This window comes from Acinetobacter sp. ANC_7635, from assembly GCF_056779945.1.
On the sequence record NZ_JBWYIS010000010.1, the window covers coordinates 1 to 24,225 of the forward strand.

A 24,225-nucleotide genomic window follows, 5' to 3' on the forward strand; every position below is an offset into this window, starting at 1 on the left:
GTGCAGATGGGCAGATCAACCAGATTGCACAAGGAAGCATTAACACCAGCACGCAAGACAGCATCATCGGACATGCCAGCAAAAAGATCAGTTTATTTGCCGCGCAAGAAGGGGCACGACTGTATGCAGGGAAAGGTAAGATCGAGATTCAAGCTCAAGGGGATGGTGCTGATCTGATTGCTAGAAAGGGTGTGCAGATTATTTCCACGGAGGCAAATGTCGACATCACGAGTGCGAAAGAAGTCGTACTGACCGCAGGCGGTTCACAGCTAAAAATAAATGCTTCAGGGGTATTTCCTACGACTGCAAGTAAGTTTGAGGTTAAGGCAGGGCAGCATCAGTTTGTGGGGGCCAGTTCTATAAGTTATGAAATTCCGTTACTACCTATTACAGATATTTATTCGCATCAATTCATTTTAAAAAACAAATTTGGGTTGGTTCTAACGAATACTAAATATGTACTAACAGGTAAAAATGGTAAATTGATCAGAGGTATTACGGACAGAGAAGGAAAAACAAAGAGAATTTATACTTCTGAAAAAGAAAATTTCAATTTGGACGTAGATATTTAAAATGAATAATAAACAATATCAAACTGATTTAGATAATCCCATATCTGAAGTAGCCTTAGATGAATATTATGTGGTTATTGGAACAGAGACTAATTTGCCAGAATTGGCTTATTTACCTAAAAGAACCTTTGCTTTGAAAAGTAAAAATCATCACGATTTGAAATCAGAGTTCCCTGAAAATAATAATAGTGGCGAATGGGGTCATGCATTTTTTTATATCACGAAAAATCAAGAGGTATTAACATTTTTTAGTTTTGGGCCTGCAGCTAATGGAAGTAATATTATAGGCAACTTATCAACCTGTGATTATCCTATAACCGAAGTTAGCTATTTATATCGTGCTAAAATAAATGAAGATAGTGCAAGAAAAATTATGTTTGATGTAAATCAGATTAGAAAAAAAAGCTTGAGTATGATTTTTGATGAGGAAAAACAAGAATACATTGAAAATAATTCCTCTGAAAAAAAGTATAGGGCTTTAACGAATTCAACTTGTGCAAAAGAAGCTGAGAAAATTCTAAAAAAAAACTTAGGTGATATAATTCCAGATGGGAAAGGTTTCGTAAAGTACGGTCCTATATCAATTCCTGCAGTCAATCCATATTCTTGGTGGGAAAAATTACAAAAGTCATCGTTAAATAAATTTAAATATCCACAATATCCCGAGCTTGGTATTGCTAAATCAATGCTTGGAAAAATAATGAAAGATAATGAACCAAACTATGTCCATAGACTTTATGGAAGAAATTTGACTCATTATTATAATTCAGAAGATATCATCTGGAGAGAAGGTGATGATGCCACAAAAGAAGAGTATTGGGTTTTGGGAGTGGGTGATGTTGATCCGTTAGTAGATTGGGGCTATATAAATGAATAAATTTCTCACATATATGTTTCTAACTCTACTTTGTTTTTACTCAAATGTTACAGCATCAAATATAATTAAAGAATCAAATCGTGAGGCTATTGTGATAGATAATCAAAATTTCTGCACTGTTTTGAATGAGATATTTAAAGTATCTGAAAGTCAGAATTTAAATAGTGCTAAAAATTTAGGACCATTTCAATTGCATGTTCTCAAAGATGGTCGTCCTTCTAATTGGGGTATGTATAGATTATCAAAGAGTATATTGGGTACTCCTGGTAAAATTGTTGTGTATCTAGATGGTGGAGTTGCAAGTGAGATGATTTTATCACCTAATGCAAGGCATCACTTCAAAAATGACTTAATTTTAAATGCAAATTGCATTAATAATCTTAATATCAGATATATCAATACAGAGCTAAAAAATAATCAAGATTACATATATGTACATGTATTTTCAATCAATCTAAATACTAAGAAAGTAGTGATGAGATTTTTCTCAAACATAGAATTCAAAGGCAATGATCTGAATTTTAACCGATTAACTTTAAAAATTGATTGATAAATTAACGAGAAAGAGCTCTTTAGCGGTTTTTTTAAAAAGACATTACATATTCGAATAGCTCACACTACCTGCACCCTCAGGTGGAACCTAAGTAATTTTTTATAACGGATCTTTAGTTAAGATTAATTTGGCTGCGGAAAAATATCACCGTTTAATGTTGGATGATAAAGGCGTGCCTTTTTACATCAGGAATTAAAAACAATAACGGGGTGAAGTCAGAGCAAAGCAAACTTTCTCTTTGCAATACATCCAAGTAGTAATGAAGGGAAAAAATAACGATTTTTTTAACAAAAGTTTCAATATGAAAAATTATCTGAGTTTAATTTTTGGATTTTCGATATGTTGCCTATTATTGGCTTGTACTCCAAATACGAAAAGTAAAGGAAATGAAATCATGCCACCACAAAGTGCTATTTTACATTTTGGACAGCAAGGATTAAAAGATTTTATTCAATATAGTTATGCGCCAATAGACCGCCAACCTGCGGGGATGAATTTTTTGTCACTAGATTGGAGACCGCCCAAACTGGGACAGGTTAAAATTGTAACTGAACAAAGTAACTTTGAAATTGATAATGTTATTAGTGTAATGGGGACGCAAATTGCACGAATGGGCAATGATGGTGTTTTGATTATGGATGTAACCGCTAGTTTACATGCTAATGAATATACGACTAGAGAAGATGCATATCAGGCTTATGTAAAACTTATGAAGCAAATGAGTGAGAAAAACTGGAAGCAATATTTTTTACCTTATTCGGAACGTATAGATAAAAAAGATAATTTAAAATATATGAGTCAAAACATGGGAGAGGTTATTGACCCTAGCTATATTTTAAGTTTAAAAGAGTGGCAAGAAATGATGGATCTGACTAATGGCCATATGTATTTTAATTTATATAATAGTAATATTAATTTGGCGATATCTCTTTCTAAAACATATAAAGATGATAAAAAAGAACAGTATATGCTGAGATACAGTTTTGAGCATTTTAGATATACTGGTTTCAATGCTATTTCTAACTCAGATGAAATGACAGCAGAACAGTTAAAACAAGCCTTTTTAGATGAAAGAAGAGACAATGAAAAAGATCGTAAATTTAAGGAAGAAAAAATTAAACTAGAAGGCTATCATATTGATGACAGCTATGTAGACCCTGATGTTTGGCAATATATGAAATAGGATATTTGGTGGGCTTTGTTTTAGAAAGTTGTTTGTTAGGTTTGATTTAGCAATATAATTGTGAGACGAGTAAGCCCACACCTAAAATCTATTCGACATCCAACTGGCCTAATTACAATAAAAAGATTTAATTAATCGTGGAAATATTTCGATTTGTTTCGATCTTCAGACTCAATACCTTCGCCTTCAGGCAAACTCTTGGGTAAATTAAATAGATTGGACTTGATCAGGAAAGCCTCTACGTGGCGGACGATTCTTGAAGCCGTAGGCTCTGACACGCCATAACTCGTTGCGACATGAAATAATGTTCGATATTCACGCCAATAACTTAAGCTCAGAAGGATTTGATCTTCTACACTTAACTTAGATGGTTTACCTTTAGCAGGTACAAGCATTTTTAGCTGTTCAGCCATTAAATCAAAGGTTGGCCATGAGATGCCTGTATATCGCTTAAACTGTGTTTCAGAAAGCTTTTTTTAGTCGATGTATTTCATTCGCAAATTATGCATGAATATTTAAAATTATTCGGTACACATAGTCAGCAAGTGATAGATCGTTTTTTGATTTATGAAAGAGATCTATTGATAAAGTTATTAAAATTCAAAATACAAATTGGAAGGATGCAATCTTACCTAAGGATACAACCGAAACTGTTGAATACCTATTAAATCGAGAAGCTTCAAAGAAAACAGTACAGCAGGGACAAATATTACATGCGACATCAAGTACTAGTCGTGCTAATTCAAGAGAGAGTAGCTCAAATAAAGCAGATAGATAATGAAAGTTGATCAAAAACTGAGATTTAGAGTAATTAATTTTTTAAAAATGATTACAAGTTATAGTTTTTTAAAAAAAATTTACTATCTCAATAAGGAATTTACTGTTGCTTTTGAGAATGCTTTAAGAAAATCTAGTGAAGAGTTTGAATTATTAACTAGACATGAGAGAGAATTATTAATGTATCTCTATGTTCTAGATATTGAAGAAAAAACTTTATTAGATTTTCTAGGAAGTAAGTTCAAAAAAGAAGTCTATTCAGATTTTATATCTGAAAATATACACTCTACAATTTTTGGAAGATATGGTGATGAGCGCGGGCTTGAAAATGATCCTCTATATAAAAAATTAGGAATGGTCGGAAGGGATTCTGGTTGGATATTCGAAAATCTACATGAAAATGAAATAAAAAAGATATGTATTGCAAATGAGTTTACAGCATTTATAAAAATAACCCTATCTGATTTTGATAACGAATATTATATTCCTCATTATCCTTTTTTGTATAAAAAATGGAATTTTGAATCATTTAACAAGTTCGTGTATTGGAGTTTCATTCGCAGTATTAAAGTTGAATTAATTTTCGACAATAATCAAATAAATAGTGATATTGAAATTTTTTCAGGTGAAGAGATCCAAATTTCAGGTATATATGAACCTTGGTTTGAAAAATCCGTCTATCAAAAATTAACCAATGACCCTGAATATAATGTGTATGTTGGTTGCCCAAATTATTTTTTGGAAGGTTCGGAAGCTACTCAATATAAATTAGAAGGCACAGATGATTGGTATGATGTTAAATGGCGTTTAATTTGGGAAGACAATCGCTATATAGATGGAACCATACCCGAGGAAGAAAAGAATTATATTTTTGATATAGAAAATATAGGAAAACAATCCAATCAACCCGAAACTGAATCAACTGAAAAATTAAGTATGGCGGCTGGGCAGGTTAGCCCTAAAGCAGGCTATTGGTATACAACAGCGAAATTAAATTCACGGCAATACTTTAAAAAAGGCGATATTTTTCCTGATTTTGAAAGTGATTGGGGCGAGGTGTACTGGCAGTTTGATGGTGAAGAATAATTTTAATTTGCCCTTCGGGGCATTATTTTTTATTTATAATAATATTCTCAGTTAGACATTTCAAATAACAAAAGTTTAGACATAACTAAATTTTAACATCAAGAGAAATGCAAAGAATTAAATAAAATTAAGTGCACACGGACAGTAACTGCACACGGTATTAAATTAGAATTTGTTTTACCAAACGAGATGTTGGAGAGATGAAAGTATGTCAATACAAGTAAATGATCAAGAAATAGATTGGCAAAAATGGTTGAGTTTAGAAGTAAAAGATGCAAGTTTATTTAGAGATAAGTTGCTTGAGCAAGAAATGTATCACAGAAGATTTGATACATTTGTTAATGGGTTATATACAGTTGTTGATGGATTTAGCCATTATAAAAATGATTCTAAATTTGGTGGATATATTGCTTCTGGAAGAAGACGGATTATTGATGCATTAGATTTGATGTCCTTACAATATTCAGCAGGTGGTGATTTAAATTTTATAAAAGAACTTTACCCGTATCTTCTTCATTGGACAGAAGAATATGCTGAAACGAGTCATCTTTATAATTTAAGCCCTGATGCAGGTGGCCGTTATGTCTGGCATATTTCCTTGGGAACTGAAGATTATTGGTATATTGCTTTACGATTGATATGCTTTGGTTTACTGACAGGCTATGCAGATCAAATGAATCGGATTATGCCAATGATCGACTACACCGAAGCAACGCCTGAAGGGCAAGAAAAAGATGGCTTAATCGAGCGATTGGTTGCACCGTTTGTGGAAGATCGTGGTACTCCACCGAAATATGCTCGTAGACATTTTCCATATCGTAGACTCCTTAAAATTTTTGATGCAACCCCCGAAAACCGATCAGCAATAATACTACGATACCTAGAAGATTGGTATGAAACAAGTCATCATGAACCTTATCATGATCAACATCCACAACCTGATATTAGATCAGGCATCAGTTATTTTGGTTATTGGTCATGGGAAGCAGCTGCTGTGACATGGCTATTAGATATTGATGATTCAACTTATCGAGAGCATCAATTTTATCCGAAAGATTTAGTTGATTTTGCTAAAGCACAATCAGAAAAAGTACAGGCACAAGATTCGATAGAAAAAATTAAAATCAAAGGTGGAGATAAATGTCCACAAACAGGTTATTGGACGACTCCAGCCCAACCAAATGAGCGTCAATATTTTGATAGAGATGACATTTTACCAATGCTTTCAGAACAAGACTGGGGTGAAGTATATTGGTATTTTGATGGAGAAGAATAAAACTATATCGCTCAAGGTGAAACTTTCGTATTTATCGCAGTTTAATAAAAAACCCGCTTTCGCGGGTTTTTTTTGATCTCAAACGAGATTACATATTCGGATAGTTCGGACCACCCGCACCCTCAGGTACAACCCAAGTAATGTTTTGTGACGGATCTTTAATATCACAAGTCTTACAGTGAACACAGTTCGCAGCATTAATTTGGAAACGCTTAGAACCATCATCATTTTCCATGATTTCGTATACGCCAGCAGGGCAGTAGCGCTGAGCAGGCTCATCCCATTGAGGAAGGTTAACGTTTACTGGAATTGATGGATCAGTTAATTTTAAATGCGCTGGCTGGTTTTCTTCGTGTACTGTATTTGAAACAAACACTGAAGATAAACGGTCAAATGTAAGCTTACCATCTGGTTTTGGATAGTTTGGTTTGAAATTCACAGCATCAACAGTTTTTAAAGCACTGTAGTCAGGTGTCAAATCACGTAAAGTGAACGGAACTTTAAATACATTTTGATCGATAAAGTTGAATGCACCACCGAAGAATGTACCAAACTTATGCATTGCAGGGCCAAAGTTACGAGCATTATATAACTCTTCTTTTAACCAACTGTTGTTAAATTTCTCTGTATATGACGTTAACTCTTTAGCAAAGAAATCTTCGCCTTCTGTCACACGAGCAATTGCAAGGTCGCCGCCTTTTTCTACACCAGCTTTAATTGCTTCAAATACAGCTTCACCACATAACATGCCTGATTTCATAGCAGTGTGTGAACCTTTAATTTTTGCAAAGTTCAAGAAACCAGCATCATCACCAATTAAGCTTCCGCCTGGGAAGGTAAATTTAGGAAGAGAGTTAAAACCACCTTTAACTACTGCACGTGCACCGTAAGAAATACGTTTACCGCCTTCCAATACATCTTTAATTAATGGATGTGTTTTCCAACGTTGCATTTCCATGAATGGATACATATGAGGGTTTTGGTAAGATAAGTCGACAATCATACCCAATGATACTTGGTTATTTTCAGCGTGATATAACCACCAACCACCAGATGAACCAGTTTCAGTTAAAGGCCAACCCGCACCGTGCATGACTTTACCTGGTTTGTGCTTCGCTGGATCAATTTCCCAAAGTTCTTTAATACCGATACCGTAATGTTGAGGATCAGCATCTTTATCTAAGCCGAATTGAGCGATTAGGCGCTTACCTAAATGACCACGGCAGCCTTCAGCGAATAACGTGTATTTCGCATGGAGCTCATAGCCTGGGGTAAAGTTATGTGTTGGCTCACCATCTTTACCAATACCCATATCACCTGTTTGGATACCTTTTACAGTACCATCAGCATGATACAGAATTTCCGCTGCTGCGAAGCCCGGGAAAATGGATACTTCAAGCTCTTCAGCTTTTTGTCCTAACCAGCGTACGACGTTACCAAGAGAGATGACATAGTTACCGTCGTTGTGCATTGTTTTAGGCACAAAAGCATGAGGCATTTTTTGAGATTTTTGATCTGAAAGAAGGAAGTACGTTTCATCTTCTGTAACAGGTACGTTTAAAGGCGCACCTTCTTCTTTCCAATTTGGGAACAATTCATTAATAGCGCGTGGTTCAAGCACAGCACCAGAAAGAATATGCGCACCTACTTCAGAGCCTTTTTCAACGACACATACAGATAAATCGTTGAGGTTGTTTTCAATTGCAAGTTGACGGATTTTGATCGCAGCTGAAAGACCCGCAGGGCCCGCTCCAACGATTACAACGTCAAACTCCATCGATTCACGTTCGATGTGTTCCATAAAGGACTCCTCATAAAGTAAAGGGTGGCAACCGATAATTCCGACGGTGCTGCCATGAGTGTTCTTAGTTGCAGGTACAATTTTGCTCTCGTACCTTTTATATATTTTGCGCTAGTATAGGTTCAAACCTTGATCAAGCCAATTGGCTGAGTCGCTTTATTTTCCGTCAGCAGGGCATAAACCATGGTAAAACAAAATGATTCTATAACAGCACAGCCTGATTCACTTGTACCTGATGATAAAAACTTAATCAATATCGTACAATATCTAAAAGATGCACAGTCAAGTCACAAAAGGTCAATCCCACCTCTTGAACAATGGAACCCAAAGCATTGTGGCTCAATGGATTTGAAAGTAAAAGCGAATGGTGAATGGTGGCACGAAGGTCAATTGATTAAAAGACAAAGCCTCATTGACCTATTCTCGACAGTACTGTGGAAAGAAGACAACAAATTTTACTTAAAAACACCCGTTGAGCAAATCGAAATTGAAGTCGAAGATGAACCTTTATTGGTCAATCAGGTAGATCAAGTCGAGATTCAAGGGCTTTCTTATCTACAGCTAACAACGACCACTCAAGATCTCATTATTGTGGATCAAGATCATCCAATCTTTATGCGTGATTTTCAAGGAGAGATGCGTCCTTACGTGCATGTGCGTTTCGGCATCAACGCATTGATACAACGATCAACTTTTTTTCATTTAGTTGAAATGGGGGAGTTGAGCGAAAATGAGCAAGGTGAATCAGTTTTGAATTTAAAAAGTGGTAATCTGCTATTGCAATTAGAGACTTGAGGTTTAAGCTTAGCCCATTCATTTAAGCATTATAAAAGTAGTCGTTGAGATGTCTGCAATTTTACCCCAACCGAGCTCTAATGAGCCTATGCCTCATGCACTTGAACATGCCCCTATTGGGATTTTCGACTCGGGGATTGGTGGTTTATCAGTTGCATTGGAAATAGCAAAATATTTACCCAATGAGCATATCCTTTACTATGCAGATACAGCTCATGTCCCTTATGGTCCGCGCGAAGATCAAGATATTCGTCAGCTCACAGCACATGCAATTGAGTGGTTGTATCGTCAAGGATGTAAAGTTGCGGTTGTTGCGTGTAATACGGCATCAGCTTTTAGTCTGGATTACTTAAGGACACATTATGGTGAGCGATTTCCGATCATTGGGTTGGTTCCTGCGTTAAAACCTGCAGTGTTACAGACACAGTCTAAAGTGGTGGCTGTATTGGCGACTCCAGCGACTTTTAGAGGCCAGTTAATCAAGGATGTAATGCAGAATTTTGCAGATCCTTTAGGTGTTAAAGTTCATCAAGTCACCAGTTTGGATTTGGTTCCTTTCGTGGAAGCAGGGCAACAAAATTCGCAAGCCTGTATTGCAACATTACAACGGATACTTGATCCCGTCATGCAAGATCAAGCCGATTATTTGGTGTTGGGTTGTACGCATTATCCATTTTTAAAATCAGCAATTGAGCATCTTTATACAGAGCGACTGACTTTGGTTGATTCAGGATTTGCTGTTGCACGCCAAACAGCAAGAGTCCTTATCAAAAATAAATTCAATGCTACTCAACCATATGACAAATCAGTGCAGTTGCGTTGTGTCGTCAGTGGCGGAAATGCGCTTGAACTTCAGCCTGTACTTCAAAATATGATCGGGCATGAAATACTATGGTCAATTGAAAATTTAACTGATACATTCGAAGAAGAATGATCAATATCAAGCTATATATTTTAAGCCTTATGAGTAAGGCATTTTTACCTAGATGCAGGATTGGATTAAGGCATGCTAGATAAGCGTTACCAAGTGTTTATTACAACTTCTGGTAAAGAGATGCAGCCAGAGCGTATGGTTGTGTCTCAAACGCTGATCGGTATGGGTTTTTTTTCATGGGGTTTAGAACAAAGAACACCTGTAACAACCGCTTTTGCACGCCGTCAAATTGATGATTGTGATTATGTACTTCTGCTTTTAGGAAGCCAGTATGGTGAGCAATCTGTCTCTGGTATTAGTTACATGCACTTGGAATATATCTATGCCGTGACTAAGCAAAAGCCCATTATTGTATTTATGCATGAACAGCCAGAATCGCGTGAGGAGCATTTACGAGAGCATGAAGTGGATCTTCAACAGCGCTTTCAAAATTTCCGTCAACAGATCATTCGAGAAGTTGATCAGGTCGTATTTTTTAAAAGTGCTCGTGAATTAGAGCTAGCACTCAGGTCTCATATGCCTCAAATGCTTGAACGTTACCCTGTTTTGGGTTGGGTAAGACCACAAAGCATTCAAGCAAAACAAGATGAGATTGATCGATTAAGAGCTCAGCTGGCACAAGCAAAAATGGAACAAGCCAAATCTGAAGTCGATCCTTTTCTATCTTTGCCTAGAATAGAGTGGGATGATCAATTCAGTTTTGATTATCGTATGCATGCCTATGTTGATAGTCATTTTAAAGAAATTATTTGTATACGTTCCATGCGATGGCATGAAATTTATACTGTTCTTGAGTCTCAATTTTCCCAAGCAACACCAGAAGATTTTTATTCTAAAGTGTTGAATCAGTATTTGACTGATACGGGGCTGGTCGATGCTCAATTGCAACTTCCTAAGGCACATATGGTATCTAGAGCACAGATTAATGTACGTGCATTGCATACCATCAAGCAACAAATGCGTAATAATGAATGGATCGTTCCTGTAGGACGAGATGATCGTCAGCGGATGTTATGGAAATGCATGAATAAATAGATCAAGTTCATATGATAGTTTTTCTCTTTCATTCACATTTTAAAAAGCAATCATAAAATCACGCCGAATTTACTTAGACTCTGATAAAGTATTTCTTAATTAAACAGTGAATTGATGTGGATCAGATGTCTGAGTTAAAGCCGAAAATCACCGTAATTATTGCCAACTTGGGAACACCAGATGCCCCTACAGTGCCTGCGGTACGAACTTTTCTAAAACAGTTTTTATCTGATCAGCGTGTGATTGAGATTCCATCGTTTTTGTGGAAAATTATCTTACATTGTTTTGTTTTACCATTTCGACCAAAGCATGTTTCTGAAGCATATGCGCAGGTGTGGAATGGAGATTCCCCTATGCGTGAAATTCTGTTGAAGCAAACAGATTTAATCCGTCAAAAAGTTATTCAAGATTATCCAGATTTTGATGTTCAGGTCGTTCCTGCGATGACTTATGGTCATCCTAGTATTCATGAGGTTCTAAAAAAACTTACTCAGACACCGCAAGATCACGTCATTTTATTTCCACTTTTTCCTCAATATTCAGCGACATCTACAGCACCTTTGTATGATGCATTGGCGAAATGGGTTTTAACGCAGAGAAATTTACCTGGCTTAAGTTTAATACGCGATTATTATCAACATCCAAAATTTATTCAGGCTTTGGCAAAGAGTGTTCAGGTTTTTCAGGCGCAACACGGTAAAGCGGAAAAATTATTAATGTCTTTCCATGGGATTCCTCAGCCTTATGCAGATAAAGGTGATCCATATGCCGACCGTTGTAGGGTTACAGCGAAAAAAGTCGCAGAGGCTCTGGGATTACGTGACGATGAATGGGCTATCAGCTTCCAATCACGATTCGGTAAACAAGAGTGGGTCAAGCCATATACAGATGCGTTGCTGACTGAGTGGGGACAACAAGGAGTTCAATCTGTCCATGTTCTCAGCCCTGCTTTTTCAGCAGATTGCTTAGAGACTTTAGAAGAGTTGGCTGTGGAAAATGCCGAAACCTTTAAAACAGCGGGCGGGAAAGACTATGCCTATATTCCAGCGTTAAACACTGATGCAGCACATATTGATTTGTTGGTCGATTTAGTAGAAGCTCAACTGGATGCACTCAAGATTACCCTCCAACATTCTGCGTAAATTTAAAGGTTCCTATGCTTCAAGTTAAAATTATTCCTGTGACAGCATTTCAGCAAAATTGTTCATTGGTTTGGGATCAAGAGACCAAAGAAGCTGTGTTAATTGATGCAGGTGGTGAGCCTGAAAAAATTATGCAAGTTGTGCAAGAGTTAGACTTAACAGTGAAGGAGCTATGGTTAACTCATGGTCATCTTGATCATGCTGGTGCGGTCGGAGCATTGGCGAGAGAGTGGGGTATTCCAGTAATTGGTCCTCATAAAGAAGATGCATTTTGGTTAGATATGATTCAGGAAGTTTCAGCACGATATGGGTTTCCGATACCTGAACCTGTTGTGGTTGATCAGTGGCTTGAAGGTGGTGAAACTTTAAAATTAGGGGATGAATCCTTTGAGGTTCGATTCGCTCCCGGTCATACGCCTGGCCACGTCATGTTCTATAATGCTAACTATGGCTTGTTATGGACTGGCGATGTTCTTTTCAAGGGTTCAATTGGTCGAACAGATTTTCCCAAGGGAAATCATCAACAGTTGCTAGATTCCATTGAGAGAGAATGTTTTAGTTTGCCAGATGAAACACAGTTTATTTCAGGGCATGGTCCAATCAGTACCATTGGCTATGAGAAAAAGTTTAACCCGTTTGTGGCAGGTAAAGCTGGTTAATTAAAAACGAAAAAAGTGATCTCGATTGATGTCATTCAATTCCCAAAAGAGAAGGGCAGCGGCTAACACAAATAGTGCAGAGATTAAAATCAAGACGAAATCATGTTGATAAATGCCTAGACCTGCAAAAAGGAGGCCTAGGCAAGTTAAAATTATACTGAGTGTGAATGTGAATTTATAAAGTCTCATGTATTTATGAAAGTAGAATTGTTGTTTTAATGTGATTGTTATCACAATATCACAACACAAACTTAAATAAAATCACATTTATTGAGTTTTCTTAAAAAAGCTAATTTTTTGTTTGTGTAAATATAATTGAATTATTCTTTTAATATTGAGCAAAGTTGGCATTATTCATGATATTCCCCTTGATCAGCTTGAGGAGAATCCTGTGTCGGAAGGCGATATTCATCATTTGCCCAAGCCCCTAAATCGATAAGTTTGCATCGTTCAGAACAAAATGGACGAAATTCATTGCCAGTCCATTGACTAGGCTGTCCACAGCGTGGGCACGGAAATGTTTTTGGCATAAATCAATCCTAGTAAAATAAAACAGCTAAAATAGGCAAAAGCATCTAGAGTTGCTAGACTTGTCGCGTTTTCATAAGTTTGATCTGATTATGCCGATTCGTCAATTTCAAGCACAGCGTATGCATGCGCCACGCGACTTTCTACCGATTCTAGCTGAACCACTATGTGTTGAGATTGGGGCGGGTAAAGGTAAACATGCTTTATTGTTTGCGCAACAAAATCCGCAAAGACAACTAATCGCGATTGAACGAACTAGAGAAAAATTTCTAGCGATGCAAAAACAGCATCAACTAGAGGGACAAACCAATTTGCGACCTGTACATGCAGATGCAATCCCTTGGATCGTACATGCGCTATTTCCACAGCAAGTTGAAGATTTTTTTATTTTATATCCGAATCCTGAACCTCATAATCCAGCGCAACGTTGGTTGAATATGCCTTTTTTTGAATTTTTACTGTCTCGATTGCAACCGAATGGTACGATCACTTTAGCCAGCAATATTCCTGAATATATTGACGAGGCAGAGCAACAACTGCTTAATGTTTGGAACCTTTCGTATGTTAAAGAAAGAATCCCTTCAACTTCGGCAAGAACGCACTTTGAAGTAAAGTATCTAGAGCGTGGTCAATTATGCCAGCAGTTGATTATTCAAAAACCAGAAGCGTACCAAACTCGCTTCGATCACTTTATGCCTCTGCAAGGGCAAATGCCCATCTCTTCTGAAAATCAACAAACGAATAATCTATGAATTTGGAATATTCAAAGCGAATCGCAATCGTAGGCGCAGGTCCAGCAGGTTTAATGGCTGCTGAAGTTTTATCTGCTCATCCTGCATTTGAAGTTCATATTTTTGAACAAAAGCCTTCAGCTGCACGTAAATTTTTGATGGCAGGTAAAACAGGTTTAAATATTTCTCATGCCGAACCTATCGATCAATTTATTGGTCGTTATGATCATGCCGAATGGCTTGCACCTTGGTTAAAAAAATGGGATGCGCGTTGGATTCGAAATTGGATGAAAAACCTAGGGATTGAATCCTATGTTGGAAGCTCTGGTCGTATATTTCCCAATGAAATGAAAGCAGCTCCATTACTGCGTGCTTGGTTAAAAAGTTTAGTAGATACCAAGGTCAATTTTCATTATCGGCATCAAATTACCGCGCTTAATCAAAATGAACTGACAGTTTTTGATACTCAAGCCAATTCAATACGAACTGAGCAATTTGATGCGATTGTATTGGCGTGTGGCGCTGTGTCATGGGCGCAGTTGGGTAGTGATGGGGCTTGGCAGTCATGGTTGGCTAAAGAAGAGTTAAAAGCGTTTTCCCCGAGTAATGCTGGTGTAGTCAGAGCTTGGTCTTCGTATATGGAACCTATATTTGGCTCGCCACTCAAACGAGTTGAAGCTTGGGTGGATCATCAGCCCAAAGCTAAGGGGGATATCGTGATCACCCATTATGGTTTGGAGAGTGGGTTGGTCTATAAGCATGGTCGGGCACTTCGAACACAATTGCAATATCAAGATTCCATGGTTTTAAATTTAGATTTACTGCCAGAATTATCTGAGCATGAAATCATCTCTAAACTTAAGAATGCTAAGAAGCAAAGTATTAATAATATTTGGCGAAAATTGGGATTAGACACTGCAAAGTCAAATTTATTACGTGAATTGACCCCAAAGCATGATTGGGCGATTGCAGAGAAAATGGCTCAGCATATTAAACATTTATCTATCAAACTAGATGGTTTTAGACCCATTGAAGAAGCCATTAGCTGCGCAGGTGGTGTACGGGAAATTGCCTTGACTAAACAGTTACAGTTGAAAAGTAATCCAATTGTTTTCTGCTGTGGAGAGATGTTGGATTGGGATGCCCCGACAGGTGGTTATTTACTTACAGCATGTTTTGCAACAGGTCGAGCAGCAGGATTAGGTGTAATTGAATACCTAAATAAAACTGTTGAAAAAGACTAGCCAAGCGCTAGTCTTTATTTATGATTATTTCGCAGTGAGTGCATTTCCTTCAAATTTAATGCCATCCCATCCATGAATCATGAATTGACGGATATTTTGATGATCTGATGCTTCAGGTGTCGCCAGAACAGAAGCGTAGTGTTCTGCAAAAAGCTGTAATGTTTGTTCTTGAGAAAGACCATTTAATTTGGCAAAGGAAAAAACTTTAGCACTCCCTTGATTTTCATTACTGGCATTATATTGTTGACCATTACTAAATGCGGTTGGCGTATGTGTATAACCTGCTTCAATAAATGAAATTACGTCGGCAAATTTTGCTTCGCCATTTTTTAATTGTTCCAATAATGCTTGAGCCATAATTGAGTCCTTACACGTTTAAATTTGCTACATCTTAACGAAAAAACGCGTGAATCCAAGACAATAATTCGTTACTTTTTAAGGGGGAAATATGATCAATACACGAGAACGGACATAATATGAGTTGGTTATGGGTAGCATGTGGTGGAGCGATTGGTGCAACACTTCGATATATGACCAGTATGTGGTTCATGCAAAATGCAGATCAATTTCCATGGGCAACTTGGATTGTGAATATCTTGGGCTGTGTTCTAGCAGGGGGATTTTTTGCATTCAGTTTACAATATCCTGTATTACAACATGAGGCTCGCCTATTTTTTATGGTTGGCATATTAGGTGGTTTTACCACATTCTCAAGTTTTGGTTTGGAAACTTTTCAATTGATAAAATCTGGGCAATACAATTTGGCACTGATGTATGTTGTGAGTAGTATCATGATTGGACTCTTGGGATTGGTTTTGAGTTTTTCCTTTACTCAATTTTATTTAACCCATAAATAACGATAAGAATAAAAAAAAGCCTAAATTGGAGGAGTAAATTTAGGCTTTAAAATAGTGAGAGTCGAAAATTTTATTATTTACGTTTAAAGCGACCGAAACGCTTATTGAAACTTGCCACACGTCCTTCATTATTAGCTTGACGGACTTCACCAGTATAGAAAGGGTGCGAAGCACTTGAAATATCTAGCGTGACATAGGGGTAAGTTTTCCCTTGATATTCTTTGGTTTGCTTTGACTGAATCGTACTACCGATGATGAAATACTGATCTGCGTTGGTATCATGAAAAAGTACTTCATGGTATTCAGGATGAATATTGGGACGCATGGAAACACTCCGAATTATTTATATAATGTTATAATATAACATAACAATAATAAGGATTGTAAGGTCTTGTTAATTTTTCAAATAGGAACGAGCGTTTCAAACAAATCATTGAGATTGTCATCGACTTTTAAGTTAATCAGATTCCAATAGTGTCCAGAAATCGTACGATTGACCATTAATGTGTCTGGAGAGGGCTTAAATGTATCCCAATACTTAAGTGATTTTTTCACTAAAATGACGCCATCATGATGAGATGAGTTTTCAGCAAAATTGTATTGAGTGGTAAGGGGTCTGAGCAACACTTCTAACCATTGTTTATAAAGTTCCTCAGGGAATTTTCCTGTTTCAGCCAGAGCATCCAATGCGAATAGATGCTGTTCAATCTCTTGGATATTTTCAGCACGACCAGCGCGAACTAATTTTTTAAATCGATCTACCAGTTCAGAAGATAATGTTTTAACACCACCGAAATCATAGATGATGACACTACCGTCGGAGCGAAAAGCAAAATTGCCAGGATGCGGATCACAATGAAAACGTTTTAGATAGAAAATCTGATGACCAAGAGCTTGAATAAGTCGACGACCAATTTCGTTGCGTGTATCAAGCGGCCAAGTGCTTGCGGTTTCAATATTGTCACCTGCTTCTAAGCTCAATGTTAGAACTCGTCTGCTGGAATAATCTTTGAACACTTGTGGGATAATAATTTTAGAATCCAATGCTTGATGGAAGGTTCTAAATACCTCTAAATTCTGCGCTTCAATTTCATAGTTGAGCTCTTCGTGTAAGCTGTCTTGAATTTCTGCAAATAATCGATCTTGTAATTTTTTATCGACTTTTAATACACCCATCAAACGTAAAGCCAAGCGAACTTGTTTTAGATCGCTTTCGCATGCTTCATCTACGCCTGGGTACTGTACTTTCACAACGACTTCTTGGCCATTTTTTAAGGTTGCTTTATGAACTTGCCCAATCGAAGCTGCTGCAAAAGGTTGTTCATCAAATGTTTTAAAAACATCTAACAGTGGCTGACCAAGTTCTTTTTCAACTTGTTGCTTGATTTGCTGGAAGGGCATCGCAGGGGCTTGACGTTGTAATTTAGCAATAGCCTTCGCGACTTCAGGCGGGAAAATATCTTTATATTGTGATGCAATTTGACCAACTTTCATTACAGCACCTTTCATTTCCCCAAGGGTATCTGCAATTTGAACACCAATGTCTTGAAAGAGCTTACTGCGTGCTTCATTTTTTTTATCATCATCTGCATTAAAGGTGCGGATAGAGTTGGACACGGTTTTAGTAGCAATACTTGCAGTCATACCTGCGAGTTTCATGAAACGACGGCCGGGAGAGCTCGCTTTGTTTGCCATGAGTTGAGAACCTCGATTCATTATTTTCATCTTCTGATTTGATCATAGGCGACAAATCAAAAGATGCATATTTGAAATTGTTAATGAGTTGTAAGTAAATGATTGGCATAAAAAAATAAATCCCGATCATTCGGGATTTATAGTTCATGATGATTGACTACGCTCTAGCCGCTGATTATTCATATATAAACGTCCGAGTAAGAGTACACAGGCAATACTTAACCCCACGATCAATCCAATCCATACACCCGCAGGGCCAATGTTGGTAAATCTAGAGAGATATACGCCTACAGGGAATGCAATCACCCAATAGGCAAGCATAGTAATCCACATAGGACCCTTTGTATCTTGCATGCCTCTTAGACATCCTGCAGCACTGATTTGCCAAGCGTCCATCAGTTGGTAAGCAACAGCGAATAGCACCAAGTAAACCGCAATTTGAGTCACCAATACATCAGAGGTATACAACGCGACAATTTGATGGCGGAAGACCCACAATAAAACCATGGTCATTACAGCCAGTACAGTACCTGTTGCTAAACCCAACCATTGGACTTTACGCATAGATTGGTAATCCTTTTCACCATAATACGTTCCCACTCGGATGGTAAGTGCGATCGCGAGAGACATCGGGATCATAAATAATTGTGACGTAATGGAGATGGCGATCTGATGCGCTGCTACCGTAATTTCACCCAATGGACTCAATACAATTGCTGCAGTACTGAAAATACTGACCTCAAAGAAAATAGCCAAGCCAATTGGGAAACCTAAAGCAAGGATGCGTTTTAACCAGTAGCGATCAATTTTTTCAAAATGACTAAAGGGTTGGGTTTTTTGATATGCCTGATTATTCAAGATATACAATGCCAACGTGATCAGCATCAGCCATTGTAGAATTGCCGTTGCAAATCCACATCCAGCACTTCCTAATGCAGGAATTGGACCTAGACCATACATAAACACAAAATTAAGCGGAATAAGTACGACTAAGGCCATTAAACTGATCACAGTCACTGGGCGTGGATTACCAATCGCCTCAGAGTATCCTCGTAGTGCAGCAAACATGGTGACCGCTGGCATACCGAATCCAATCGCATGTAAGAATAGACCAGCTTTAGGGTGAAGTGAATCTGGAACGCCAAGAAGGGGAAGGGTATAGGGGAGAATCTGTAAGACTAGACCAGCAATAGTCCCGAGAACTAAGGCTACCCATAATGCTTGTCGTGTAATAGTGGCAATTTTCTCTGGAGTCCGCGCACCGTTCGCTTCAGCAACCAACGGTGTTGTTGCAATCATAATGCCGCTAAATAGCAACATGACAGGAATCCAAAGACCGACCCCGACAGCGATTGCTGCTAAGTCTAATGCAGATAAATGTCCTGCCATAATGGTATCAATCAGTCCTAATCCTGCTTGCGAAAATTGCGTAATCAAGATTGGGATCATGAGATGAAATAGTTTTTTTAATTCATAACTGATGTTGGAAGTTGCAGTCACATTAGACACAAAAATTACTCATCGTTTTTATGTGCTTAGAATGAAGGTTTAGCGTTGTAAAGTGAGAAGCACACCTATAAAAATCACCACGCCACCCAAAATGCGCTGCCAATTAATGGCAATTTTTTCTGTACCTAAAATTCCAAAATGGTCGACTATCATGGACATAACAATCTGTCCAAAAATAATTAATGCCGATAAGGTTAAGAAACCTAATTTAGGTGCGGAATAAATACTAATACTGATGGCATAAACACCTAAAAAACCGCCAAGCCAAAGATGCCAAGGAATTTGTACAATTTCGCTCAATTGTGGTTTTTCAGTCTGTTGAAAAAAAACCAGTATTGCGAGAACTATTGTACCAATCAAAAATGATAAAAGTGCAGCTTGTAATGGAGAATATAAATATTCACGTAATTGTGTGTTAATCGCAGTTTGGAAGGTCATTGCGATTCCGATCCCCAGCGCTAAAGGGATAAAGAATAAAAATTGGCTCGCGACTTTAAACATAAATGCACCCACGTCCTTGTTTTATATTGAGTGTAAAGTAAAAACTGAATCAGTTCTGAGCGTTATGGTGTAGTCATGTTAAAATACGTTTTTTAAGTTTTGAGCTGTACGTTTGGCTACTTTGAATCCACAAGATATTCCATTGTCACTTTATATTCATATGCCGTGGTGTGTGCGTAAATGTCCATATTGCGACTTTAATTCGCATGCAGTACCCAATGGGGCATTGTCCATGGCGTTGGAGAAAGAATATTTACAAGCATTGGTTGAGGATTTCAAAACACAGATAAATTTTGCTCAGGGTCGTCAAATTCATAGCGTGTTCATAGGTGGAGGTACTCCTTCTCTCATTTCTGCTCAAGGGTATCAATGGCTATTTGCTCAGCTAAGCGCTTTGATTCCGTTTGAGGATGATTGTGAAATTACCTTAGAAGCCAACCCGGGAACGGTAGAACATGATCCATTTGCAGATTATTTAAAGGCGGGGATCAATCGGTTGTCTTTAGGTGTCCAAAGCTTTAACTCGAATCATCTTCAAAAACTGGGGCGTATTCATTCCAACCAAGATGCAATTTCAGCAATTGGTTTGGCGAAAGATGCAGGCTTTAAGCGAATTAATGTCGATTTAATGCACGGCTTACCTGAACAAACGCTTGAACAAGCATTACTTGACTTAAAACTTGCCGTGGAGCACGGTGCTACACATATCTCGTGGTATCAGTTAACCATTGAGCCCAATACCGTATTTTTTCGAACTCAACCTATATTGCCTGTCGATGATGTATTAGAAGAAATTCAGGTACAGGGTGAGGCCTATTTAATCGAAAATGGTTTTACTAACTACGAAGTGTCGGCTTGGCGTAAAGAAAAACCTTCAGCACATAATTTAAATTATTGGCAATTTGGCGATTACTTAGCAATTGGTGCTGGTGCGCATGCTAAAGTGACGCTAAGTGATGGTGTATATCGTTACCAAAAAACACGATTACCGAAAGATTATCTAGCGAAAGTCCCTGCAGAGCATTTGCAGTTTAAGAAAATTGAAGCTGATGAAATGCCATTCGAATTTATGATGAATGCACTTCGACTTAATCAAGGTGTACCAACCTCACATTATGAAGCTCGTACAGGTTTATCTTTGCAAACAATCCAAGATCAAGTTCAATCATTGATTGACAGAAAATTAATGGTAGATGATCGAAATCGTTTGTCATGCACTGCTCAAGGACATTTATATTTGAACTCATTGCTTGAGGAGTTTCTGTAAGTTCTATAGTTAAACTCCAATGTAATTTTTAACACTGAAACTGTTAAATCCACATTTATTTCGCTTTTTTACTGTGAAAATAATGATGAGTCTTTTAATGGTTCTCATCACGATAGGTATTAAAAATGAAATTGGTTCTAGTGGCTTCAATCTTGGGATTGGCATTCGTTGGTTGTGCTGATAAAAACAAAAATAGTGATCAAATGTCAGAACAAGAGAGACCAGCGCATTTAAATGCTGAAGCTTCAGCGCCTGTTGATCAAGTTGCTCGTGCTGAAGGTGAACAGGTGATCCATTTTACTGGACCAATGGATTTAACATTAGAGCTAAAAACAAAAGACAATTTTCAGACGGCAGAACTCAGGGATAACTCGGATGCGGTTTATCACTTGAAGAGCGCGGTTGCTGCAAGTGGTGTAAAACTTGCAAATAGAGATGGTATTTCAATTCATTTTAAAAATTTCAATGGTTTGAATGAGGGAACAGTTGAACTCGTGAAAGATAAGCCCATAGAGATTAAAGAGTACCGTGAGCATTAAAATATATGCATTAATTTACAACACCTGATTGGTTGTTCAATCAGGTGCTTTTTTAATTCCTTAATTTGAGCTTTGATCTTCAACATACTTTTTTAAATGATTGGCCATTTCCCACTGAGAACCAATAAAACGATACAGGGCTTCAACTTCTTGTTTTGTCGCGCCTTGAATAAATTGATCGTCTAAAGTTACTTCAATAGTTCGTTCAAATTCTGTGCTATTGGCGTTGATACGATCAAATTCATAGGTAATTTTTGAATGGATTGGGACTTGAGCAAATTGTTCTATGGTTGCGATAACAAACTTCTTATCTTTCTCAAACTCAATCACATGCCATTCATTACTCCAATCTTTTATGCCTGGAATCGGGCTGCTAATAAATTCTTTGAAAGTCGTACCTTTTTGAACACGAATATTCTTAGGCTCAATGGCTTGAGTTGCACCCACATTAATTTTTGGCCAAAGATTCACATTGGTTAAAATATTGAAGACTTCACTCACAGGGCGATGAATAATGACCTCAGCAGATCCACTCGTCGAGTAATTCAAATGCTTTGTTGAATACGTCGTGGTTTTTTGTGATTTTTAATATCCGATTCAGCGAAGCTATTTGTAGCGAGAAAGACTGCACTGAGTAAAGAGAAGGAGATCAATGTCTTATGCATATTATTTTCCTTTTTGTATATTGATAAAAGCTCATTTGGAATATTTATATCGCTTGATCAAGATACCACTGTTGTATTCTTGCTCTAAATGTAATTTCGTATTCTTAAAGTACAATGGTTTATTGAATTAATAAAAAAAGACCGCTTTGGCGGTCTTTTTTTCTATGAAATCTTAGTAATCAAAACTGAAGTGTTCAGCTTCTAAAGACATTAAAGTTTTCGAAGGGTTAACCATAGATTCAGCATGACCTTGGGCACGTGGAAGTAAACGCTCAAAGTAGAAATCTGCAACTTTGATTTTCGCTTTATAAAACTCAGGAGTTTCTTGACCATCACCTGATGCTAACTTCGCTGATGCCACTGCCGCTTGTTGAGCCCAGTAGTATGCCATCATTGCATAACCAGAGAACATTAAGTAATCCACAGAAGCACTTGAAACGATGTCGCGATCTTTGCGTGCAGCAAGCATAATACGTACAGTTAATGCGTTCCATTGTGCACAAATCTTAGTTAAGTCCCAAGCAAAACGGCGCATGTATTTATTGCGTGCGTGCTGGCCACAGAATTTTAAGATTTCAGCTGTATAGTCACGAACGACTTTACCTTTAGAAGATAGCAGTACTTTACGACCGATTAAGTCTAGTGCTTGAACGCCAGTTGTACCTTCGTAAAGCGTTGAAATACGCGCGTCACGAACGATCTGCTCCATACCATGTTCTTTGATATAACCATGGCCACCAAAGACTTGCATACCGTGGTTTGCTGCTTCTAAGCCTAACTCAGTTAAGAAGCCTTTCAAAATTGGTGTGTAGAAACCTAGTTTATCATCGTAATCATCAAACTTCGCTTGATCACCTTGAGCTAAAGCATCAGTCATTTTGTCAGCAAGCTGTGCAGCATGATAGATCATTGCACGGCCACCTTCAGCAATCGCTTTTTGAGTCAAAAGCATACGACGAACATCAGCATGATGGATAATTGAGTCAGCTACTTTTTCAGGCTCTTTTTTACCTGAGAGTGCGCGCATTGACATACGTTCTTTTGCATAAGGTAATGCACCTTGGAATGAAAGTTCTGCATGTGCTAAACCTTGAACAGCAGTTCCGATACGCGCCGTATTCATGAAGGTAAACATTGCGTGTAAGCCTTTGTTGACTTCACCAATCAGATAACCCGTTGCAGCATCAAAGTTCAGTACGGCAGTAGCAGATGCTCTGATCCCCATTTTGTGTTCAATAGAACCGCAAGTCACAGGATTGCGTTCGCCTACACCACCATCAGCAGTTGGGATGAATTTTGGAACGATGAATAATGAAATACCACGCGTACCAGCTGGAGAGTCTGGAAGACGTGCCAACACAATATGAATGATATTTTCAGTTAAATCGTGTTCACCCGCAGAAATAAAGATTTTAGTACCTGTGATAGCATAAGTACCGTCACCTTTAGGCTCAGCTTTAGTTTTAACTTGACCCAAGTCTGTACCACATTGTGGTTCAGTTAAACACATTGTGCCTGACCATGTACCAGCAGTGAGGTGAGGCATGTAGGTGTTTTTCTGTTCTTCAGTACCAAATTGCATGATGGTATTCATACAACCCATACTTAAGCCCGGATACATCGTGAAAGACCAGTTTGCTGTACCCATCATTTCTGATTTGATCAGGTTCAGCGACATAGGCAGTGCTTGACCACCAAACTCTTCAGGATAAGAAAGACCTTGCCAGCCACCTTGTACAAACTGCTCGTAAGCTTCTTTGAAACCTTTAGGCGTTTTGACTTCGCCATCTTTAAAATGACAGCCTTCTTCATCTCCAGACTGATTAAGTGGAGATAATACATTTTCACAGAAATCTGCAGCACCTTCGATAATCATATCGACAGTATCAGAGTCAGCAGCTTCGCCGTTGCTTAGAGTTTTATAGTGCGCAGGATAATCAAAAACTTCGTTCATTAAGAAACGAATATCACGTACGGGCGCTTTATATGCAGGCATTGA

Annotated in this window: 26 protein-coding genes and 1 pseudogene; 17 read left to right on the forward strand and 10 right to left on the reverse strand. The window is 37.9% G+C overall.

What is annotated here, in order from left to right; genetic code table 11:
• The 4 genes from AC1M89_RS10900 to AC1M89_RS10915 all read left to right on the forward strand — a co-directional run.
• On the forward strand, positions 1 to 572 hold a 572-nt coding region (locus AC1M89_RS10900), incomplete at its 5' end, for a DUF2345 domain-containing protein (protein WP_481609194.1).
• Position 573: 1 nt separating this feature from the next.
• The gene (locus AC1M89_RS10905; protein WP_481592068.1) at positions 574 to 1,449 is read left to right on the forward strand and encodes a hypothetical protein; all 876 of its coding nucleotides are present in this window, start codon (positions 574 to 576) and stop codon (positions 1,447 to 1,449) included.
• Entirely contained in the window at positions 1,442 to 1,999 is a 558-nt protein-coding gene (locus AC1M89_RS10910) for a hypothetical protein (RefSeq protein WP_481592067.1), read from the forward strand. The genes AC1M89_RS10905 and AC1M89_RS10910 overlap by 8 nt, the downstream gene beginning before the upstream one ends.
• A 397-nt stretch (positions 2,000 to 2,396) precedes the next feature.
• Positions 2,397 to 3,185, forward strand: a complete 789-nt coding sequence (locus AC1M89_RS10915; protein WP_481614227.1) for a hypothetical protein — start codon at positions 2,397 to 2,399, stop codon at positions 3,183 to 3,185.
• Between the two features lie 131 nt (positions 3,186 to 3,316).
• On the opposite strand, the gene AC1M89_RS10920 is transcribed toward AC1M89_RS10915, so the two are convergent.
• Complete coding sequence (locus AC1M89_RS10920; protein WP_481594913.1) at positions 3,317 to 3,598, reverse strand: helix-turn-helix domain-containing protein; 282 nt, start codon at positions 3,596 to 3,598, stop codon at positions 3,317 to 3,319.
• A gap of 364 nt (positions 3,599 to 3,962) precedes the next feature.
• Between AC1M89_RS10920 and AC1M89_RS10925 the strand changes: the two genes are divergently transcribed.
• From AC1M89_RS10925 to AC1M89_RS10935, 3 genes and pseudogenes are all read left to right on the forward strand, one after another.
• Positions 3,963 to 5,048, forward strand: a complete 1,086-nt coding sequence (locus tag AC1M89_RS10925; protein WP_481614228.1) for an Imm72 family immunity protein — start codon at positions 3,963 to 3,965, stop codon at positions 5,046 to 5,048.
• A 96-nt stretch (positions 5,049 to 5,144) separates the two neighbouring features.
• Positions 5,145 to 5,252, forward strand: a pseudogene (locus AC1M89_RS10930) (hypothetical protein); the annotation flags it as partial.
• Positions 5,253 to 5,256: 4 nt separating this feature from the next.
• Positions 5,257 to 6,324: a PoNe immunity protein domain-containing protein gene (locus AC1M89_RS10935; RefSeq protein WP_481596529.1), complete on the forward strand. Its 1,068-nt coding sequence runs from the start codon at positions 5,257 to 5,259 to the stop codon at positions 6,322 to 6,324.
• Positions 6,325 to 6,412: 88 nt separating this feature from the next.
• Here the strand turns inward: AC1M89_RS10935 and AC1M89_RS10940 are convergent, their stop codons facing one another.
• A complete protein-coding gene (locus AC1M89_RS10940; protein ID WP_481592064.1) occupies positions 6,413 to 8,125 on the reverse strand; it encodes an electron transfer flavoprotein-ubiquinone oxidoreductase in 1,713 nt (570 codons plus the stop codon).
• 183 nt (positions 8,126 to 8,308) lie between these two features.
• Here AC1M89_RS10940 and AC1M89_RS10945 point away from each other — a divergent pair, with 183 nt between their 5' ends.
• The 5 genes from AC1M89_RS10945 (at position 8,309) to AC1M89_RS10965 (ending at position 12,690) form a co-directional block, all read left to right on the forward strand.
• Positions 8,309 to 8,920, forward strand: coding sequence for a DUF1285 domain-containing protein (locus tag AC1M89_RS10945; protein WP_481592063.1), 612 nt, complete (start codon positions 8,309 to 8,311; stop codon positions 8,918 to 8,920).
• Between the two features lie 49 nt (positions 8,921 to 8,969).
• Positions 8,970 to 9,854, forward strand: a complete 885-nt coding sequence (gene murI, locus AC1M89_RS10950) for a glutamate racemase (RefSeq protein ID WP_481592062.1) — start codon at positions 8,970 to 8,972, stop codon at positions 9,852 to 9,854.
• Between the two features lie 72 nt (positions 9,855 to 9,926).
• Positions 9,927 to 10,889, forward strand: a complete 963-nt coding sequence (locus tag AC1M89_RS10955; protein WP_481586764.1) for a DUF4062 domain-containing protein — start codon at positions 9,927 to 9,929, stop codon at positions 10,887 to 10,889.
• 125 nt (positions 10,890 to 11,014) lie between these two features.
• Positions 11,015 to 12,031 (forward strand): ferrochelatase, encoded by a 1,017-nt coding sequence (gene hemH, locus AC1M89_RS10960; RefSeq protein ID WP_035264970.1) that lies wholly within the window; start codon positions 11,015 to 11,017, stop codon positions 12,029 to 12,031.
• A 14-nt stretch (positions 12,032 to 12,045) separates the two neighbouring features.
• A complete protein-coding gene (locus AC1M89_RS10965; RefSeq protein WP_092768141.1) occupies positions 12,046 to 12,690 on the forward strand; it encodes an MBL fold metallo-hydrolase in 645 nt (214 codons plus the stop codon).
• Between the two features lie 350 nt (positions 12,691 to 13,040).
• Here AC1M89_RS10965 and AC1M89_RS10970 read toward each other — a convergent pair whose 3' ends face one another.
• Positions 13,041 to 13,220 (reverse strand): DNA gyrase inhibitor YacG, encoded by a 180-nt coding sequence (locus AC1M89_RS10970; RefSeq protein ID WP_035264978.1) that lies wholly within the window; start codon positions 13,218 to 13,220, stop codon positions 13,041 to 13,043.
• A gap of 84 nt (positions 13,221 to 13,304) precedes the next feature.
• Between AC1M89_RS10970 and AC1M89_RS10975 the strand changes: the two genes are divergently transcribed.
• Positions 13,305 to 13,970, forward strand: coding sequence for a class I SAM-dependent methyltransferase (locus tag AC1M89_RS10975; protein WP_481592074.1), 666 nt, complete (start codon positions 13,305 to 13,307; stop codon positions 13,968 to 13,970).
• Positions 13,967 to 15,193: a TIGR03862 family flavoprotein gene (locus tag AC1M89_RS10980; RefSeq protein ID WP_481614229.1), complete on the forward strand. Its 1,227-nt coding sequence runs from the start codon at positions 13,967 to 13,969 to the stop codon at positions 15,191 to 15,193. The genes AC1M89_RS10975 and AC1M89_RS10980 overlap by 4 nt, the downstream gene beginning before the upstream one ends.
• 24 nt (positions 15,194 to 15,217) lie before the next feature.
• Here the strand turns inward: AC1M89_RS10980 and AC1M89_RS10985 are convergent, their stop codons facing one another.
• Positions 15,218 to 15,550 carry a HopJ type III effector protein gene (locus AC1M89_RS10985; protein ID WP_035264987.1) on the reverse strand — a complete coding sequence of 111 codons (333 nt, stop codon included), beginning with the start codon at positions 15,548 to 15,550 and terminating at the stop codon, positions 15,218 to 15,220.
• 119 nt (positions 15,551 to 15,669) lie between these two features.
• On the opposite strand from AC1M89_RS10985, the gene crcB reads away from it, so the two are divergent.
• Entirely contained in the window at positions 15,670 to 16,050 is a 381-nt protein-coding gene (gene crcB, locus AC1M89_RS10990) for a fluoride efflux transporter CrcB (RefSeq protein WP_481586767.1), read from the forward strand.
• Between the two features lie 73 nt (positions 16,051 to 16,123).
• Here crcB and AC1M89_RS10995 read toward each other — a convergent pair whose 3' ends face one another.
• The 4 genes from AC1M89_RS10995 to AC1M89_RS11010 form a co-directional block, all read right to left on the reverse strand.
• Positions 16,124 to 16,375, reverse strand: coding sequence for a type B 50S ribosomal protein L31 (locus AC1M89_RS10995; protein WP_035264993.1), 252 nt, complete (start codon positions 16,373 to 16,375; stop codon positions 16,124 to 16,126).
• A 77-nt stretch (positions 16,376 to 16,452) separates the two neighbouring features.
• The gene (locus AC1M89_RS11000) at positions 16,453 to 17,745 is read right to left on the reverse strand and encodes an ABC1 kinase family protein (protein WP_481614230.1); all 1,293 of its coding nucleotides are present in this window, start codon (positions 17,743 to 17,745) and stop codon (positions 16,453 to 16,455) included.
• Positions 17,746 to 17,889: 144 nt separating this feature from the next.
• Positions 17,890 to 19,194 carry an MATE family efflux transporter gene (locus AC1M89_RS11005; protein ID WP_481614240.1) on the reverse strand — a complete coding sequence of 435 codons (1,305 nt, stop codon included), beginning with the start codon at positions 19,192 to 19,194 and terminating at the stop codon, positions 17,890 to 17,892.
• Positions 19,195 to 19,293: 99 nt separating this feature from the next.
• Positions 19,294 to 19,755, reverse strand: coding sequence for a DMT family transporter (locus AC1M89_RS11010; protein WP_035264998.1), 462 nt, complete (start codon positions 19,753 to 19,755; stop codon positions 19,294 to 19,296).
• A gap of 112 nt (positions 19,756 to 19,867) precedes the next feature.
• On the opposite strand from AC1M89_RS11010, the gene hemW reads away from it, so the two are divergent.
• Both hemW and AC1M89_RS11020 read left to right on the forward strand, forming a co-directional pair.
• On the forward strand, positions 19,868 to 21,022 hold the full coding sequence (hemW, locus tag AC1M89_RS11015; protein ID WP_481592059.1) for a radical SAM family heme chaperone HemW: 1,155 nt from the start codon (positions 19,868 to 19,870) through the stop codon (positions 21,020 to 21,022).
• A gap of 125 nt (positions 21,023 to 21,147) precedes the next feature.
• A complete protein-coding gene (locus tag AC1M89_RS11020) occupies positions 21,148 to 21,561 on the forward strand; it encodes a hypothetical protein (RefSeq protein ID WP_481592058.1) in 414 nt (137 codons plus the stop codon).
• Between the two features lie 60 nt (positions 21,562 to 21,621).
• On the opposite strand, the gene AC1M89_RS11025 is transcribed toward AC1M89_RS11020, so the two are convergent.
• Positions 21,622 to 22,110 (reverse strand): SRPBCC family protein, encoded by a 489-nt coding sequence (locus AC1M89_RS11025; RefSeq protein ID WP_481592057.1) that lies wholly within the window; start codon positions 22,108 to 22,110, stop codon positions 21,622 to 21,624.
• Positions 22,111 to 22,398: 288 nt separating this feature from the next.
• Entirely contained in the window at positions 22,399 to 24,222 is a 1,824-nt protein-coding gene (locus tag AC1M89_RS11030; protein ID WP_481592056.1) for an acyl-CoA dehydrogenase C-terminal domain-containing protein, read from the reverse strand.
• Positions 24,223 to 24,225 lie beyond the last annotated feature (3 nt).